Source organism: Hydrogenophaga pseudoflava, assembly GCF_004353865.1.
Taxonomy (GTDB): Bacteria; Pseudomonadota; Gammaproteobacteria; order Burkholderiales; family Burkholderiaceae_C; genus Hydrogenophaga; species Hydrogenophaga pseudoflava.
In genome coordinates, this window is the sequence record NZ_CP037867.1 from 1 (window position 1) to 15,341 (window position 15,341).

Here is a 15,341-nt window from a genome sequence, read left to right on the forward strand (position 1 = left end):
ATGATCGAGGGCCATTCCCCCCTTTCTGCTGCCAGCGACGCCTCGTCGCTCTGGCTGTCCTGCGTCGACCGTCTCGCCCAGGAAATCCCCGAGCAGCAGTTCAACACCTGGATCCGTCCGCTCTCGGCCACGGTCGCGCCCGACGGGTCGCGCGTCACCGTGGCGGTCGCCAACCGCTTCAAGATGGACTGGATCCGGGCGCAGTACGCGGCCCGGATCACCGCCTTGCTGGAGGGCATCCAGGGTGCTCCCGTGGTACTGGAGTTAGCGCTTGCTCCTCGCGAAGCCACCATCCGAAGCACTCCATCGTCGCGCACCGTGCAGGAACAGGTGCTGGCCGAGCTGCCCGATGTGGCGCCCGCCGAGCCCACCGCAGCCACCGGACCGCGCAGCCGCCTGAACCCGGCGCTGACCTTCGCCACGCTGGTTGAAGGCTCGGCCAACCGCATGGCGCGCGCCGCCGCGATGCACGTGGCCGGCAGCCTGGGTCAGCTCTACAACCCGCTGTTCATCTATGGCGGCGTCGGTCTGGGCAAGACCCACCTGGTGCACGCCATCGGCAACCAGTTGCTGGCCGACAAGCCGCAGGCCAAGGTTCTGTACATCCACGCCGAGCAGTTCGTCTCGGATGTGGTCAAGTCCTACCAGCGCAAGACGTTTGACGAGTTCAAGGAGCGGTACCACTCGCTCGATCTGCTGCTGATCGACGACGTGCAGTTCTTCGCCAACAAGGAACGCACGCAGGAAGAGTTCTTCAACGCGTTCGAGGCGCTGCTGGCCCGCAAGAGCCACATCGTGCTGACCAGCGACACCTATCCCAAGGGTCTGGCCGACATCCACGAGCGTCTGGTTTCGCGTTTCGATTCCGGCCTGACGGTGGCCATCGAGCCGCCCGAGCTGGAAATGCGCGTGGCGATCCTGATCAACAAGGCCGCGGCCGAGAATGCCGTGATGCCCGAGGAGGTCGCCTTCTTCGTCGCCAAGAACGTGCGCTCGAACGTGCGCGAACTCGAAGGCGCGCTGCGCAAGATCCTGGCTTACAGCCGCTTCAACCAGAAAGAGATATCGATCCAGCTGGCTCGCGATGCACTCAAGGACCTGCTGTCGATCCAGAACCGCCAGATCTCGGTCGAGAACATCCAGAAGACGGTGGCCGACTACTACAAGATCAAGGTCGCAGACATGTACAGCAAGAAGCGCCCGGCCAGCATCGCCCGGCCGCGCCAGATCGCGATGTTCCTGGCCAAGGAGCTGACCCAGAAAAGCCTGCCCGAGATCGGCGAGCTGTTCGGCGGCCGGGACCACACGACAGTGCTGCACGCAGTGCGCAAGATCGCGGCCGAGCGCCAGACCAACACGGAGCTGAACCAGCAGCTGCACGTGCTGGAGCAGACCCTGAAAGGCTGACCGGGGGCACCCGGAGCGGTCTGTAAAAACAGGTGAAAATAGCTACGTTTTGGGTTTCGAGGGGGCTGAGAGGCATGCCCGAGGAGAGCGCCGCGACAGAGCGCCAGTCAACCAGTGACGAAAGAGTCTGACATGATCGTTTTGAAGTCTTCCCAGGCCCAGGTGCTGGCCGCGCTGCAGTCGGTCGCCGGCATCGTCGAGCGGCGTCACACGCTGCCCATCCTGGCCAACGTGCTGCTGCGCAAGACCGGAGGCCAGGTGCAGCTGACCACCAGCGACCTGGAAATCCAGATCCGCACCACGGCCGAACTGGGCGGCGACGACGGCAGCTTCGCCACCACGATCGGCGCGCGCAAGCTGATCGACATCCTGCGCACCATGCCGGCCGACCAGGCTGTGAGCCTGGAGCACACCGGTGGCAAGACCATTCTCAAGGGCGGCAAGAGCCGCTTCACCCTGCAGAGCATGCCGCCCGAGGACTTCCCACTGGTGCAGGAGTCGGCCAGCTTCGGCCCCGTGTTCTCGGTGCCGCAAAAGACGCTCAAGAGCCTGCTGGGCCAGGTGTCGTTTGCGATGGCGGTGCACGACATCCGCTACTACCTCAACGGCATCCTGTTCGTGGCCGAGGGTACGAAGCTCTCGCTGGTCGCCACCGATGGCCACCGCCTCGCGTTTGCCAGTGCCGAGCTGGACGTGGAAGTGCCCAAGCAGGAAGTGATCCTGCCGCGCAAGACCGTGCTGGAACTGCAGCGCCTGCTGTCCGACAAGGAAGGCGCGATCGAGATGCAGTTCGCCGCCAACCAGGCCAAGTTCAGCTTCGACGGCATGGAGTTCGTCACCAAGCTGGTAGAGGGCAAGTTCCCCGACTACAACCGCGTCATTCCGAAGAACCACAAGAACATCGTCACGCTGGGCCGCCAGCCGCTGCTGGCCAGCCTGCAACGCACCGCCATCATGACGAGCGAGAAGTTCAAGGGCGTGCGCCTGAACGTCGAGCCGGGCACGCTGCGCGTGGCGTCCAGCAACGCCGAACAGGAAGAGGCGGTCGACGAGCTCGACATCGACTACGGCGGCGACGCCATCGAAATCGGCTTCAACGTCACCTACCTGATCGATGCGCTGCAGAACATGGGCCAGGAAATGGTCCGCATCGAACTGCAGGACGGCAACAGCTCCGCGCTGATCACCAACCCCGAAGACAACGCGTTCAAGTACGTGGTCATGCCCATGCGGATCTGATCCGCAACACCCGCAGCCACCTTGCATGCCAACCCGCTGATCAGCGGGTTTGGCGTTTCTAGAAGTCAGAGAAATTCACCATGTCCGAAGCCAACAAGCCCGCCGATTCCGGAAAAGACGCCGTTCACACCGGTGAAGCAGGCGCCGACAGCTCCAATTTCCAGCCCAAGATCGACGCGAACCAGGCCGGCGCCAGTGAAGGCTATGGCGAGGGGGCGATCCAGATCCTGGAAGGCCTGGAGGCCGTTCGCAAGCGCCCGGGCATGTACATCGGCGACACGTCCGACGGCACCGGCCTGCACCACCTCGTCTTCGAAGTGGTGGACAACTCCATCGACGAAGCCCTGGCCGGCCACTGCGACGACATCGTCGTCACCATCCACACCGACAACTCGATCAGCGTGACCGACAACGGCCGCGGCATCCCGACCGGTGTGAAGATGGACGACAAGCACGAGCCCAGGCGCTCGGCCGCCGAAATCGCGCTGACCGAGCTGCACGCGGGCGGCAAGTTCAACCAGAACAGCTACAAGGTCTCGGGCGGCCTGCACGGCGTGGGCGTGTCCTGCGTGAACGCACTGTCGGTGTGGCTGCGCCTGACGGTGCGCCGCGAAGGCCAGGTCCACCAGATCGAGTTCGCGCGCGGTTTCGTGCAGAACCGCATCGTCGAGATGCGCGACGGCGTCGAGGTCTCGCCGATGAAGGTGATCGGCGCGACCGAGAAGCGCGGCACCGAGGTGCACTTCCTGCCCGACACCGAGATCTTCAAAGAGAACAACGACTTCCACTACGACATCCTGGCCAAGCGCCTGCGCGAACTCTCGTTCCTGAACAACGGCGTGCGCATCCGCCTGAAGGACGAGCGCAGCGGCAAGGAAGACGACTTTTCCGGTGCCGGCGGCGTCAAGGGCTTTGTGGAGTTCATCAACAAGGGCAAGCAGGTCCTGCACCCCAACTGCTTCCACGCCATCGGCGACCGCCAGAGCGACCAGGGCACCAACATCGGTGTCGAGGTGGCCATGCAGTGGAACAGCGGCTACAACGAGCAGGTGCTCTGCTTCACCAACAACATCCCGCAGCGCGACGGCGGCACCCACCTGACCGGCCTGCGCGCCGCGATGACGCGCGTCATCAACAAGTACATCGAAGAGAACGACCTGGCCAAAAAGGCCAAGGTGGAAGTGACCGGCGACGACATGCGCGAAGGCCTGTGCTGCGTGCTGTCGGTCAAGGTGCCCGAACCCAAGTTCTCCAGCCAGACCAAGGACAAGCTGGTGTCCAGCGAAGTGCGCGGCCCGGTGGAAGACGTGGTGGCCCGACTGCTGACCGACTACCTGCAGGAAAAGCCCAACGACGCCAAGATCATCTGCGGCAAGATCGTCGAGGCCGCCAAGGCCCGCGAAGCCGCGCGCAAGGCGCGCGAGATGACGCGCCGCAAGGGCGTGCTCGACGGCATGGGCCTGCCCGGCAAGCTGGCCGACTGCCAGGAGAAAGACCCCGCCCTGTGCGAGATCTACATCGTCGAGGGCGACTCCGCTGGCGGCTCGGCCAAGCAGGGCCGAGACCGCAAATTCCAGGCGATCCTGCCGCTGCGCGGCAAGATCCTGAACGTGGAAAAGGCGCGCTACGAGAAGCTGCTGAGCTCCAACGAAATCCTGACCCTCATCACCGCGCTGGGCACCGGCATCGGCAAGGCCGGCGGCGAGGGGTCGGGCGGGGAAGGCAAGGACGACTTCGACGTCGCCAAGCTGCGCTACCACCGCATCATCATCATGACCGACGCCGACGTCGATGGCGCCCACATCCGCACCCTGCTGCTGACCTTCTTCTACCGCCAGATGCCCGAACTGGTCGAGCGCGGCCACATCTACATCGCGCAGCCGCCGCTGTACAAGGTGAAGAACGGCAAGGAAGAGCTGTACCTGAAGGATGCGCCCGCGCTGGACCAGTACCTGCTGCGCATCGCCCTGAACGGCGCCAAGGTGCAGACCGGTGGCGCCGCCAACACCGTGCTCGAGGGCGACACCCTGGCCGAACTGGCGCGCAAGCACCAGGCGGCCGAGCGCGTGATCGAGCGCCTCTCCAACTTCATGGACGCCGAAGCGCTGCGCGCGATTGCCGACGGCGTGAGCGTCAAGCTCGACACCGTGGAAGAGGCCGAAGCCAGCGCCGTCGCCATGCAGGCCAAGCTGGCCGAGCTGAGCACCACAGGCGTGCCGCCCGAAGTGGCCGGCGAATTCGATGCGCGCAGCGACAAACCCATCCTGCGCATCAGCCGCCGCCACCACGGCAACGTCAAGAGCAGCATCCTCACGCAGGACTTCGTGCACGGCGCCGACTACGCCGCCCTGGCCACCGCGGCCGACACCTTCCGCGGCCTGCTGGGCGAAGGCGCCAAGGCGCAGCGCGGCGAAGGCGACAAGCAGAAGGAAGAAAAGGTCGGCGACTTCCGCCAGGCCATGCAGTGGCTCATCAGCGAAGCCGAACGCACCACCAGCCGCCAGCGCTACAAAGGCCTGGGCGAAATGAACCCCGAGCAGCTGTGGGAAACCACCATGGACCCGCAGGTGCGCCGCCTGCTGCGCGTGCAGATCGACGACGCGATCGAAGCCGACCGCGTGTTCACCATGTTGATGGGGGATGAGGTGGAGCCGCGGCGGGATTTCATCGAAACCAACGCGCTCAGAGCCGGCAACATTGACGTTTAATGTCAGTTGCAACTTGCATTCAGGTCTTCAAATGACAAAAATGCAAGCCATGACTGACAAAATACGGCTTCCCGACGAGTTGGGTGCCCAGTTGCGCTTGCGGCGCGAGGCCTTGGGATTGAGCAAGTCAGAGCTGGCCGCCAAGGCCGGCAAGGTGCGCGAAGTCGTCTATCGGCTGGAGGCTGGTGAGGACACCACAGTCTCCTCCTTGCTGGCGGTCATGGCTGCCCTTGGCCTGTCGTTGAGGCTTGAAAATGCCGGCCTGCCGTCGGCCGCCGAGGTCGCCCGCCGCTTCCAGATGGACGACGAAGACGCGCCAGAGGGCGGGAGCTCCGGCCATGACCCAGCTGCCTGAAAAGTTGCGTCAACTGCAGGTCGCCATTGGCGACCACGCGCAGGCGGGTCAGTTGCTCAAGGGCTCCACCTACGAATTCCGCTACCTCGACGCTGACCCGTCGCAGCTGTCGGTGGCCTTGCTCATGCCCGCCAGCGAACGCCTGACCTGGCAAGACGGCGACCTGTTCCCGCCCATGGACCAGAACCTGCCCGAGGGCGATCTGTTCATGAAGATCCGGCAGCTGTTTCCCAAGCAGCCCATGACGCCCATGCACCTGCTGGCGCTGGTGGGCCGCAATGGCATCGGCCGGCTCGGCTACAGCCTGCCCGACACGCCCGAGCCAGCAACGCCGAGGACGCTGAGCAAAGCCGAACTGCTGCAGACCCGCTACACGCCCGAGCTGTTCAACGATCTCATGGCAGCCTACCTCAGCACCGGCGCCGGCATTGCCGGCATGCAACCCAAGATCATGGTGCCCGACCGGCCCACGGTGCCCATTCCCTCTCTCATCGTCAAAGCCGCCAGCCCCGCCTATCCGGGCCTTGCCGCCAACGAATACCTGTGCCTGAGCGCCGCCCGCCGCGCCGGCATCGAGACGCCGGGCTTCGATCTTTCGCACGACGGGCAGATGCTGATCCTGGACCGCTTCGACCTGGTTCACCACACCGACGGACACATCGAACGTCTGGGCTTCGAAGACATCGCGGCGCTGGCCGGTCTGAGGGTGCGAGATGTGCTGTCGGACCGCAAATACCAGGGCAGCTACCAGCGCGTGGCCGAGCTGCTGCGCCAGCTGCAGCTGCCGGCCCGCGAACTGCACCGCTTCTTCGAGCAGGTGGCCCTGTCCGTGATGGTCCGCAACGGCGACGCCCACCTCAAGAACTTCGGCGTTCTTTACCGCTCCGCCACCGACATCCGCCTCGCCCCGCTGTTCGACGTGGTCACCACCGCCATCTACACCTACACCCAGTACCCCGGCGGGCCAGAGCTGACCGACCGCACGCTGGCCCTGAAGCTGTTCGCCGGCAGGCACCACAGCAAGGCCTACCCCACACGCGACGAACTCATCGACTTCGGGCGCCGCATCTGCGGCGTGAGCCAGCCCGCGCAGACGTTGCAGCGCATTGCCGAGGCGATGCGCGCGACGCTGGAGGAGGCGCGGGGCGATCAGCGGGTGCCGGCGGAGTTGCTGGGGAAGTTGGGGCAGGTGTGGGAAGAAGGGTTCGGGTATGGTCAGTGAACTGCCGCTCCTCAAGGAGCGTCCTCAGCTGAGGGTGCTCCTACCGTCGGCATGATCTGCAACCCAGTAACGCCATGACCAGCCAAGATTGGAACCGCCTCGAAGTTGAAGCCATCGTCGCTGATTACTTGAAAATGCTCAGCCTTGAACTGGCGGGACAGGCGTTCAGCAAGACAGCCCATCGCAGAGCGCTTCAACAAAAGCTCCAGGGGCGCACTGACGGTTCCATTGAGTTCAAACACTGCAACATCAGTGCAGTGATGAGGGATCTCGGATTCCCCACTGTTCGAGGGTATCAACCGCGGTCCAACTACCAGAGCTTGTTGCGCGAAGTCGTTGAAGCGCAAGTCACTCGCCAGACCTCACTCGATTCACTGGCGCTCGCCGCTGTCGAGCAACCGGCTGTAAGCCCGGAGCTGATCGATTTCTCCAAAGTGGTCGCCAATGCACCCAAGCGTCAGCACGTCGCAACGGACGCCGCGCCCTACAGAGACTACGCACCCGTTAAACGTGACTACATCGCCCGAGAGGCCCGCAACACCAGCCTTGGAATTGCCGGAGAAGAGTTTGTGGTTCGTTTCGAGCACTGGCGATTGAATCAGCTCGGCATGACCACGCTGGCAGACCGCGTCGAGCATGTCTCACAAACCAAAGGTGATGGTCTTGGCTACGACGTGCTGTCGTTCGACGCCAGTGGAAGGGAGCGCTTCATCGAGGTGAAGACGACCGCCTTTGGCAAAGAGACGCCCTTCTTTGTGACCCGAAACGAACTGGACTTTTCAAAAGACGCCAAAGACCACTTCGTCCTTTGCCGCCTGTTCGAGTTTCGCCAGGCACCACGTTTGTTTGCCCTCAATGGAGCACTCGATCAGCACTGCGCGCTGGACCCTGTGACCTACCGAGCGAGCTTCGCGTAACTACGCGAGACGCCCTTGCGCAAGGGCTGAACTCAGTCGGCGGCGCCGGTCAACCGCACCTGGTTGGGCTGCTTCTCCGGCTTCAGCTCAAAACTCTGCGGAAACCGTTTGAAGAGGCGCGCACTGGAGGCGCTCTTGCTCAGCAGCTTCTTGTCGTGCAACGCCTTGGCCGCATCCGATATCGGAATCCACTCACCGGTCTTCAGCTTGGGGATGGCCTCCAGCACCATGTCCTTGGTGACCCGGTCAGCGGGTGTGACGGATGCAGCGGTTGCGGCTTTCGCGGCCACCTTTTTGATGGTGGGCGCCTTCTTGGCAGGCGCCTTCTTGGCGGTAGGTGCTGGAGCGGCGGCCTTCTTGGCCGGGGGCGGCGCCTTGGGGGTCGCGGTCGCGTGGGCGGCAGCGGTTCGGCCCACGTAGATCACGCCGTCATAGGCCTTCAGTGCTTCGGGTGCCATCTTGCGGTATTCGGACACGCAAAGAACCTTGATGCCCCGCTCGCGCAAACGCACGACCAGGGGCACGAAGTCCGCGTCGCCCGAACCGACCACCACGGTGTGCGGAGCCGGTGTCTGACAGGCCAGCTCCATGGCGTCCACGGCGAGCGCCATGTCGGTGGTGTTCTTGGTGAGGTAGACGTTCAGGAACGGGCGAATGGCCCAGTCACGCAACGGTTCGGCCAGGCCCTTGAGGTTCTCCGCGCTGCCGTAGGCTCGCCGGACGGCGATGGGGCCTTCGGTGGCTTCGATAGAGTTGATGGCTTCGTTCACCCAGGCGGGCGAACTCAGGTTGTCGGCATCGATCAGGAAAACGATCACGGTAGGCTCTCCCAAGGGCGGGTGTCCATCTTATGCGGGAGCAACGCCTACGCCGTCTCCCGCTGCTCCAACCCGGTCAGCGCCCCCCACGCTCCCGTCCCGCCGATTGCGCACACGGCCGGTGATGCGCAGGTGGTGGGTAACGACGGCTTCGGCATTCATGGGGTTTCGGGCAGCGGCAGCGCCGACGCGGGCAGGCCGAACACCTTGTCGAACGCCCAGTTGAAGACGAAGGTGTAGAGCAGGAAGAACATGGCCAGCCCGATCTCCAGCACCAGCGCGTGCTCCAGGCTGATGCCGAGCCACCAGGCGAACAGCGGCACCAGCAGCACCAGAAAGCCCAGCTCGAAACCGACGGCGTGCGCCACACGGCGCCCGACGCTGCGGCCGCGCACGCTCTGGCGCGACTCCCAGCGCTCGAACAGGGTGTTGTAGACCAGGTTCCACACCACGGCGATCACCGCCGAGACCACCGCGACCACACCGGCGCGCTCCAGGCTGGCGCCGGAACCGGCGGCCAGACCGGTGCTGCTGATGGCGATGGCGAACAGTTCGTAGAGCGTGACGTAGACGATTTTTCGGCGGGCGCCTTGCATGGGAATGGGAGGTGTGGGGTTACTGGAGCCGCGGGGGCGCGGCTATGCTCCCCCGATTGTGATGTCTGGGCTGGAGCGCGCGATGCTGGATGTGGTCTGTCTGTGTGCCGAGTGGTGCAGTGCCTGCCGGGCCTGGCGGCCCGACTGGGACGTGGTCATCGCGCGCCACCCGGAGCACCGCTGGCAGTGGCTGGACATCGAGGACGAGCCGGACCTGATGGACGAGGTGGGGCTGGACATCGAGACCTTCCCCACAGTGCTGATCGCCCGCGGTGGCCAGGCCCTGTTCCTCAGTGCGATCCCGCCGCAGCCGGCGTTTCTGGACCACCTGCTGGCCCACCTGGGCGCCAAAGATGCCGCCCCGCAGAGCGTGGCGCCCGAGGCGGTGGCGCTGGCGCAGCGCCTGGCCGCGCGCCACCGCGCCTGAACACCATTCCTTTCACCGAAGCACCGGAGCACCGGAGCCGGGCGTCGATACACTGCGCGGCGTCGGCTTCAGGCGGTCAGCCCGAGGAAGCTGTCGAGGATGTGGAAGTGGTCGTCGTGGAAGCGGTCTTCCATCGCCGCGAGGTCGGCGATGGGCACCCACTGCGCCGAGCGCGCGTCGTCGCTGCCCTGCACCTCGGGCAGCGGACGCTGGCCCAGGTCGAAGTGGTGGGCGTGGGTGATGACGCGGCCGCGCGCGCTGCGGTCGGGGTGGTCGAACACGCGCACGCCCTTGAGCGCGTGCGCGATGTCGGCCGGCAGCAGGTGCAGGCCGGTCTCTTCGTGCAGTTCGCGCAGGGCCGACTGGTAGACCGTCTCGCGCGGCTCCAGAAAGCCGCCGGGCAGGGCGAACAGGCCCTGGCCGGGCGCACGGTCGCGCACGATCAGCAGCACGTGGCCGGCGCACTGGATCAGCGCGTCGACCGTGACGAACACCGGCGGGTAGGGCGCGCTGGCCCACAAGGCCTTCTCGGCGCGCAGGCTGGCCCACTCCGTCCCCAGTTCGCGGTAGCAAGGCAGCTGGGCCCAGGCGCGCAGGAAGTCGATAGTTGAAGGCGGCACCTGGCTGACCAGGGCCGCGAGCGCGGGCTCCAGCGGGTGTCCGGCGGCGCCGAACAGCGCGTCGCGCACGGCGCTCGAATGCAGCGCGCCCTGCGAGCCCACGTCGTCCAGCAGCCAGCCGGGAAAGTCGTCGAGGTAGGTGCTGGTCGCGTCCTTGTGGTGGCCCACCAGCACGGTCTGGCCCGGCGGCAGGGTGCCCAGCTGCGCCTGCACGCCTTCGCGCACCGCCTGCACCCAGCGCTGGCCGTCGTAGTGGTCGCGCACCGGCAGAAAGCCCACACGCGCCGCCTCGTCGGCGCTCAGTGCCAGGCGGATCATCTCGACGCGCTCGGCCCAGGTGAAGGGGTTCTTGGGGCTGCGCGCCTGGAAGGCGGAACCGATGACGACCACCACGCGCGGTGCAAGCGCGAGGGCGCGGCGGATCACGGCGAGCTGCCCCAGGTGCAGGCCCTGGAAGCGGCCGATGCAGACGGCGGCGGCGAAGGTCGGGGTAGTGGCGTTCATGGTGATCAGAAGTGTTGGGCGGCGATGGGCATCTGGCGGCCGGAGCCGAAGGCACGGGCGCGCACACGGATGACGGGCGGGGCCTGGCGGCGCTTGTATTCACTGCGCGCGACCATGCGGCGCACACGGTCCACCAGCGCCGGGCCCTCGGGCTGCTGCAGCAGACGGGCCACGAAGGTCTCGACCTCGACACGCTCCTCGCGCGCCAGACCGTGGCCTTCGATCAGGTGCTTGAGCACTTCGTCGAGCACCTCGTAGGGTGGCAGGCTGTCGGTGTCCTTCTGGTCGGGCGCGAGTTCGGCCGAGGGGGGCTTCTCGATGATGGCCTGCGGAATGATCTCGCGGCCGGCGGCGTCGTTCAGGTGGCGCGCGAGCGCGAACACCTCGGTCTTGTAGAGGTCGCCGATCAGGCCCAGGCCGCCGTTGGTGTCGCCGTAGAGCGTGCAGTAGCCGACCGACATCTCCGACTTGTTGCCGGTGGTCAGCAGCAGGTGGCCCCAGGTGTTGGAGTACTCCATGAGGACGGTGCCGCGGATGCGGGCCTGCAGGTTCTCCAGCGCCAGGCCTTGCAGCGGCGCGCCGAAAGCTGCCTCGAAGCCGGTGCGGTAGCCCTGCACCAGATCGGCGATGGGGTGGCGGTGCAGGCGCACGCCCAGGCCGTCGCACAGTGCCTGCGAGTCGTCCACCGAGCCCGCCGACGAGAACACCGAGGGCATGGTGATGGCCGTCACACGGTCTGGCCCGAAGGCTTCGGCCGCGAGCGCGATGGTGATGGCCGAGTCGATGCCGCCGGAGGAGCCGATCACTGCCTGTGTGAAGCCGCAGCGGCGCGCGTAGTCGCGCAGGCCGAGCACGATGTGCTCGCGGTAGAAGGCCAGAGTGGACAAGCCCTCGGCGGGCACGGCAGGCAGTGCGCCACCCCGCGCGTCGCGGAAGCCGCTGGCCTCGAAGCGCAGCGTGGTGACGTCCTCGGCAAAGCGCTGCGCCTCGAACACCACGCCGGCTTTCGGCTCCACCGCGAAGGAGGCGCCGTCGTAGACCAGCTGGTCGTGGCCGCCAACCTGGTTGACATAGAGGATGGGCAGGCCGTGGCGGCGGCTGGCGGCCGCGAAGATCTGGTGGCGCTGTTCGCGCTTGCCGATGTGGGACGGGCTGGCGTTGATGGACACCACCAGGTCGGGCGCGGCGTCGCGCAGCCGCTCGAACGGGTTGACCGTGTAGCCGCTGCCGCCGTCGTTCCAGCCGTCTTCGCAAATCAGGAAGCCAACCTGCGCAGTGCCGATGCGCAGCACCTTGGCCACGTCGGGGCCGGGCTCGAAGTGGCGGCGCTCGCTGAAGACGTTGTAAGTGGGCAGCAGCTGCTTGGCGTATTCGAGCAGCACTTCGCCCGCACGCACCACACGCAGCACGTTGCGCAGCGGCTTGCCCGGCCCTTGGTGGGCCGCCGGCATGCCGATCACCCAGTGCAGCGCGGGCATCTGGCGCGAGGCCAGCAGCAGCGCCTCGAAGCCTGCGTCCACGCGGGCCATGAAGTGCGGTTCGTCGAGCAGGTCGCCCGGGTAGTAGCCGGTAAGCGAGAGTTCGGAGAAGACCACCAGCTCAGCGCCCTCGTCGCGCGCACGCTGCGCGGCCGCCACCATCTTGCGCACGTTGCCGTCCATGTCACCCACAGTGACGTTGAGCTGGGCCAGGGTGATGGTGATCATGTGGCCTCCGCAGGCACGTTGAACACCTGGCGCAGGTAGGCCAGGAAGGTGGCGTCGTCGCACAGGGTCTTGCCGGGCGAGTCCGACAGCTTGGCCACCGGCTGGCCATTGGCGCTGGTGAGCTTCATGACGATGTTGAGCGTCTGCAATCCGACGTCGTTGGACAGATGGGTGCCGATGCCGAAGCCCAGCTGCGTGCGGTCGCCCAGCGCGCGGTAGAGGGCGATGGCCTTGTCCACGGTCAGACCGTCGGAGAACACCAGGCGCTTGGTGTGCGGGTCGATGCGCAGCTTGGCGTAGTGGGCCAGGGCCTTTTCGGCCCAGACCAGCGGGTCGCCCGAGTCGTGGCGCAGACCGTCGAACAGCTTGGCGAAATAGAGGTCGAAGTCGGCCAGGAAAGCGTCCATGCCGACCACGTCGGTCAGCGCGATGCCGAGGTCGCCGCGGTACTCCTGCACCCAGTCCTCCAGCGCGGCCTTCTGCGAATCGCGCAGGCGCACGCCCAGCGCCTGGTAGGTCTGCAGGTACTCGTGCGCCATGGTGCCGATGGGCACCAGACCGAGGTCGCACGCCAGCCGCACATTGGAGGTGCCCTTGAACACCTGGGGCAGGCGCGCGCTGAAGGCCTGCACCACCTCGCGCTGCCAGGGCCGCGAGAAGCGGCGGCGCACGCCGAAGTCGAACAGCTCGAAGGGGTGGCGCAGGGCGGGCTGCTGCACGAAGGCCTCGATGGTGGCGATCTTGGCCTCCAGCCGGCGGCGACCCTCGGCCTCGGCCGAGGCGCGGTCGAAGCGGCGGAAGTACAGCTCGTTGACGATGGCCAGCACGAAGATCTCGAAGGCCATGACGTGCACCTGCGGCCCCTTCGCCACGATGCGCAGCTGGTCGCCCTCGGCGAAGGCCTGGATGAAGCCGCGCTGGAAACGGAAGATGCGCAGGAAGTCGACGAAGTCGCTCTTGATGTAGCGCAGGCCGCCGAGGTAGCGCAGCTCGTCCTCGGTGAACGAGAGGGCGCACAGCGCGTCCAGTTCGGCGTTGACCTCGTCCAGCAGTTCGGTCAGCGGGTAGGCCGACTGGTTGCGGCAGACAAAGCGGTACTCCGCCTGCGTCTGCGGATGCCGGTGCAGCATGGTCTGCCACATCGTGAACTTGTAGAGGTCGGTGTCCAGCAGGCTGGTGATGACGGGTTCCATGGCGGCTCCGGGTTCAGGCGCTGGCCTGAAGAAGGGGAAGGACCTCGGCGCAGGTGGCCAGGCGCGCGCCCTGGCGCTGCAGATCCGACAGGAAAGCGGCGGCCTGTGCCTCGAACCCGCTGACCGGGCTCATCGCGTCGGTCAGCAGCACCAGCTTGTCGAGCCGGCGCGAGGGCAGGTGCTGCGCCAGGTGTTCGACCGTGGCCTTGACGCAGTGGCTGCTGGCCTCGCCCGCGATGACGATGCGCTCGGCCTCGTCCAGTCTGGCGATCAGCGCGGTGTTGAGCTGCGTGTCCTCGTCGGCCGCATCGGGCACCTCGGCCTGCAGGGCGCTGTAGTGCTCGGTCCAGGGGTTGCTGCCCTTGGTGACCTTCTGCACCACGCCCAGGCGCCGGTCTTCCCAGCGGTTGTAGGCGGCCTTGACGGCGGGGTGCACGTTGTGGCCCCAGCTGCCGATCTCGCAGTGCACGGGCCAGACCATCAGCGTGTAGCGGCCGGCCTGCTCCAGCGCGTCGAGGTAGGCGAGCGTGCGGGGCAGGGCGCTCGCATCGCGCGGCCGGTACTCGCCTGCGCGGACCTGGGCCGCGGTGATGGCGGTGAACGGCGCCACGGCCGCGCCTTCGCCGGTCTGCCAGAAGGTGGGGTGGGCGATGTCGTAGCGCTGGTGCGAATCGAGGGTGACGACGATGCGGTGAATGCCACCACCCCCGGCGTCGATCAGCGCGGCCAGGCGCAGCATGTCGGCGTGGGCGCCGCTGACCGGCAGCGCAGGTGCGGCGGGGGTCTGGCGCAGCGGGTCCACGGCGCGCCATTCCTCGGGCAGGTCACAGAAGTCGTTCTGCGGGTCGATGACCAACAAAGTGGTGCAGCTGCTCATGGTGTCCTCCTGGGTCGATGGTAGGTGAGGGCGCGCCTTTCCCCGGGCGCTGAGCCCTGCCCGGCGGTTTGTCGACGTGCTCCAGGGCGCCTCGCCGCAAGCCTGCGCGGGTGATCGGCGGCGGCAGAATGAGCCATTTTTAAAACCAGTAAAAATAAAAAACTGGCTTTTTATTTACATAAGGCATATGATTCGCCGGTGAGCGGGGTTCGCTGGCATGCGCCAACCGAAGCCCCAAGGCTGGCAGCCCCTGTGCCGCACAGCCCGTCTCCCTGCCCGGCGGCCTTGCGGCTCCTGCGGCATCTGTCCTCGCGGCATCCTTTGAAGCCGCTTCTCTCTGCGCCACCGGGGCTGTGTCCCGACCACGGCGCCACTCTCTGAAAGGCTCGCCATGAGCACCAAACTGTACGTGGGCAACCTGCCCTACTCCGCCGACGACCATTCGTTGCGCACCAACTTTGCCGAGTTCGGCGACGTGGCCTCGGCCAAGGTCATGATGGACCGCGACAGCGGCCGCTCCAAGGGCTTCGGCTTTGTGGAAATGGGCTCGTCCGAGCAGGCCGAAGCCGCCATCAAAGGCCTGAACGGCCTGTCCGTCGGTGGCCGCAACATCGTCGTCAACGTGTCGCGCCCGAAAGAGTCGACCGGCGGTGGCTACGGCGACCGTGGCGGACGCGGCGGCTACTGAGCCCCCACGCTCCTCGCAAAGAAGCCGGCCCACTGGGCCGGTTTTTTTTCGTCGATCGTTGGCC

14 protein-coding genes are annotated in these 15,341 nt (G+C 66.2%); 8 read left to right on the top strand and 6 right to left on the bottom strand.

The window, feature by feature from the left end; translation table 11 throughout:
* The 6 genes from dnaA (at position 1) to HPF_RS00030 (ending at position 7,848) form a co-directional block, all read left to right on the top strand.
* Positions 1–1,407, top strand: a complete 1,407-nt coding sequence (gene dnaA, locus HPF_RS00005; RefSeq protein ID WP_079366253.1) for a chromosomal replication initiator protein DnaA — start codon at positions 1–3, stop codon at positions 1,405–1,407.
* Between the two features lie 132 nt (positions 1,408–1,539).
* Positions 1,540–2,646, top strand: a complete 1,107-nt coding sequence (dnaN, locus tag HPF_RS00010) for a DNA polymerase III subunit beta (RefSeq protein WP_066160732.1) — start codon at positions 1,540–1,542, stop codon at positions 2,644–2,646.
* An 80-nt stretch (positions 2,647–2,726) separates the two neighbouring features.
* Positions 2,727–5,354 (top strand): DNA topoisomerase (ATP-hydrolyzing) subunit B, encoded by a 2,628-nt coding sequence (gene gyrB / locus HPF_RS00015; RefSeq protein ID WP_207959257.1) that lies wholly within the window; start codon positions 2,727–2,729, stop codon positions 5,352–5,354.
* A 49-nt stretch (positions 5,355–5,403) separates the two neighbouring features.
* On the top strand, positions 5,404–5,709 hold the full coding sequence (locus tag HPF_RS00020; RefSeq protein ID WP_133155348.1) for a helix-turn-helix domain-containing protein: 306 nt from the start codon (positions 5,404–5,406) through the stop codon (positions 5,707–5,709).
* Positions 5,693–6,931: a type II toxin-antitoxin system HipA family toxin gene (locus HPF_RS00025; protein WP_133155349.1), complete on the top strand. Its 1,239-nt coding sequence runs from the start codon at positions 5,693–5,695 to the stop codon at positions 6,929–6,931. The genes HPF_RS00020 and HPF_RS00025 overlap by 17 nt, the downstream gene beginning before the upstream one ends.
* 74 nt (positions 6,932–7,005) lie before the next feature.
* Positions 7,006–7,848 carry a protein NO VEIN domain-containing protein gene (locus HPF_RS00030; protein ID WP_243721656.1) on the top strand — a complete coding sequence of 281 codons (843 nt, stop codon included), beginning with the start codon at positions 7,006–7,008 and terminating at the stop codon, positions 7,846–7,848.
* Between the two features lie 32 nt (positions 7,849–7,880).
* On the opposite strand, the gene HPF_RS00035 is transcribed toward HPF_RS00030, so the two are convergent.
* Both HPF_RS00035 and HPF_RS00040 read right to left on the bottom strand, forming a co-directional pair.
* Entirely contained in the window at positions 7,881–8,666 is a 786-nt protein-coding gene (locus HPF_RS00035; protein ID WP_165961632.1) for an NYN domain-containing protein, read from the bottom strand.
* 158 nt (positions 8,667–8,824) lie between these two features.
* The gene (locus HPF_RS00040) at positions 8,825–9,262 is read right to left on the bottom strand and encodes a PACE efflux transporter (RefSeq protein WP_133155351.1); all 438 of its coding nucleotides are present in this window, start codon (positions 9,260–9,262) and stop codon (positions 8,825–8,827) included.
* Positions 9,263–9,323: 61 nt separating this feature from the next.
* Here HPF_RS00040 and HPF_RS00045 point away from each other — a divergent pair, with 61 nt between their 5' ends.
* Positions 9,324–9,689, top strand: a complete 366-nt coding sequence (locus HPF_RS00045) for a thioredoxin family protein (protein ID WP_133155352.1) — start codon at positions 9,324–9,326, stop codon at positions 9,687–9,689.
* 68 nt (positions 9,690–9,757) lie between these two features.
* Here the strand turns inward: HPF_RS00045 and HPF_RS00050 are convergent, their stop codons facing one another.
* Genes HPF_RS00050 through HPF_RS00065 form a run of 4 tightly spaced genes read right to left on the bottom strand, consistent with a single transcriptional unit; the run spans position 9,758 to position 14,589 of the window.
* A complete protein-coding gene (locus HPF_RS00050) occupies positions 9,758–10,813 on the bottom strand; it encodes a bifunctional nicotinamide-nucleotide adenylyltransferase/Nudix hydroxylase (protein ID WP_079366278.1) in 1,056 nt (351 codons plus the stop codon).
* Between the two features lie 5 nt (positions 10,814–10,818).
* Positions 10,819–12,519 carry an NAD+ synthase gene (locus HPF_RS00055; RefSeq protein WP_133155353.1) on the bottom strand — a complete coding sequence of 567 codons (1,701 nt, stop codon included), beginning with the start codon at positions 12,517–12,519 and terminating at the stop codon, positions 10,819–10,821.
* Positions 12,516–13,712 carry a nicotinate phosphoribosyltransferase gene (gene pncB / locus HPF_RS00060; RefSeq protein WP_133155354.1) on the bottom strand — a complete coding sequence of 399 codons (1,197 nt, stop codon included), beginning with the start codon at positions 13,710–13,712 and terminating at the stop codon, positions 12,516–12,518. The genes HPF_RS00055 and pncB overlap by 4 nt, the downstream gene beginning before the upstream one ends.
* A 13-nt stretch (positions 13,713–13,725) precedes the next feature.
* Positions 13,726–14,589 carry a cysteine hydrolase family protein gene (locus HPF_RS00065; protein WP_133155355.1) on the bottom strand — a complete coding sequence of 288 codons (864 nt, stop codon included), beginning with the start codon at positions 14,587–14,589 and terminating at the stop codon, positions 13,726–13,728.
* 391 nt (positions 14,590–14,980) lie between these two features.
* On the opposite strand from HPF_RS00065, the gene HPF_RS00070 reads away from it, so the two are divergent.
* Positions 14,981–15,277 (top strand): RNA recognition motif domain-containing protein, encoded by a 297-nt coding sequence (locus HPF_RS00070; protein ID WP_079366282.1) that lies wholly within the window; start codon positions 14,981–14,983, stop codon positions 15,275–15,277.
* Positions 15,278–15,341 lie beyond the last annotated feature (64 nt).

Excerpts from the sequence above, each read along its gene's own strand:
- HPF_RS00030 (WP_243721656.1), top strand. The coding sequence starts at position 7,006 with ATGACCAGCCAAGATTGGAACCGCCTCGAAGTTGAAGCCATCGTCGCT.
- HPF_RS00020 (WP_133155348.1), top strand. The coding sequence starts at position 5,404 with ATGACTGACAAAATACGGCTTCCCGACGAGTTGGGTGCCCAGTTGCGC.
- pncB (WP_133155354.1), bottom strand. The coding sequence starts at position 13,712 with ATGGAACCCGTCATCACCAGCCTGCTGGACACCGACCTCTACAAGTTC.
- HPF_RS00050 (WP_079366278.1), bottom strand. The coding sequence starts at position 10,813 with ATGAACGCCACTACCCCGACCTTCGCCGCCGCCGTCTGCATCGGCCGC.
- HPF_RS00070 (WP_079366282.1), top strand. The coding sequence starts at position 14,981 with ATGAGCACCAAACTGTACGTGGGCAACCTGCCCTACTCCGCCGACGAC.
- HPF_RS00045 (WP_133155352.1), top strand. The coding sequence starts at position 9,324 with ATGTCTGGGCTGGAGCGCGCGATGCTGGATGTGGTCTGTCTGTGTGCC.
- HPF_RS00025 (WP_133155349.1), top strand. The coding sequence starts at position 5,693 with ATGACCCAGCTGCCTGAAAAGTTGCGTCAACTGCAGGTCGCCATTGGC.
- HPF_RS00055 (WP_133155353.1), bottom strand. The coding sequence starts at position 12,519 with ATGATCACCATCACCCTGGCCCAGCTCAACGTCACTGTGGGTGACATG.
- HPF_RS00065 (WP_133155355.1), bottom strand. The coding sequence starts at position 14,589 with ATGAGCAGCTGCACCACTTTGTTGGTCATCGACCCGCAGAACGACTTC.
- dnaA (WP_079366253.1), top strand. The coding sequence starts at position 1 with ATGATCGAGGGCCATTCCCCCCTTTCTGCTGCCAGCGACGCCTCGTCG.
- dnaN (WP_066160732.1), top strand. The coding sequence starts at position 1,540 with ATGATCGTTTTGAAGTCTTCCCAGGCCCAGGTGCTGGCCGCGCTGCAG.
- gyrB (WP_207959257.1), top strand. The coding sequence starts at position 2,727 with ATGTCCGAAGCCAACAAGCCCGCCGATTCCGGAAAAGACGCCGTTCAC.
- HPF_RS00040 (WP_133155351.1), bottom strand. The coding sequence starts at position 9,262 with ATGCAAGGCGCCCGCCGAAAAATCGTCTACGTCACGCTCTACGAACTG.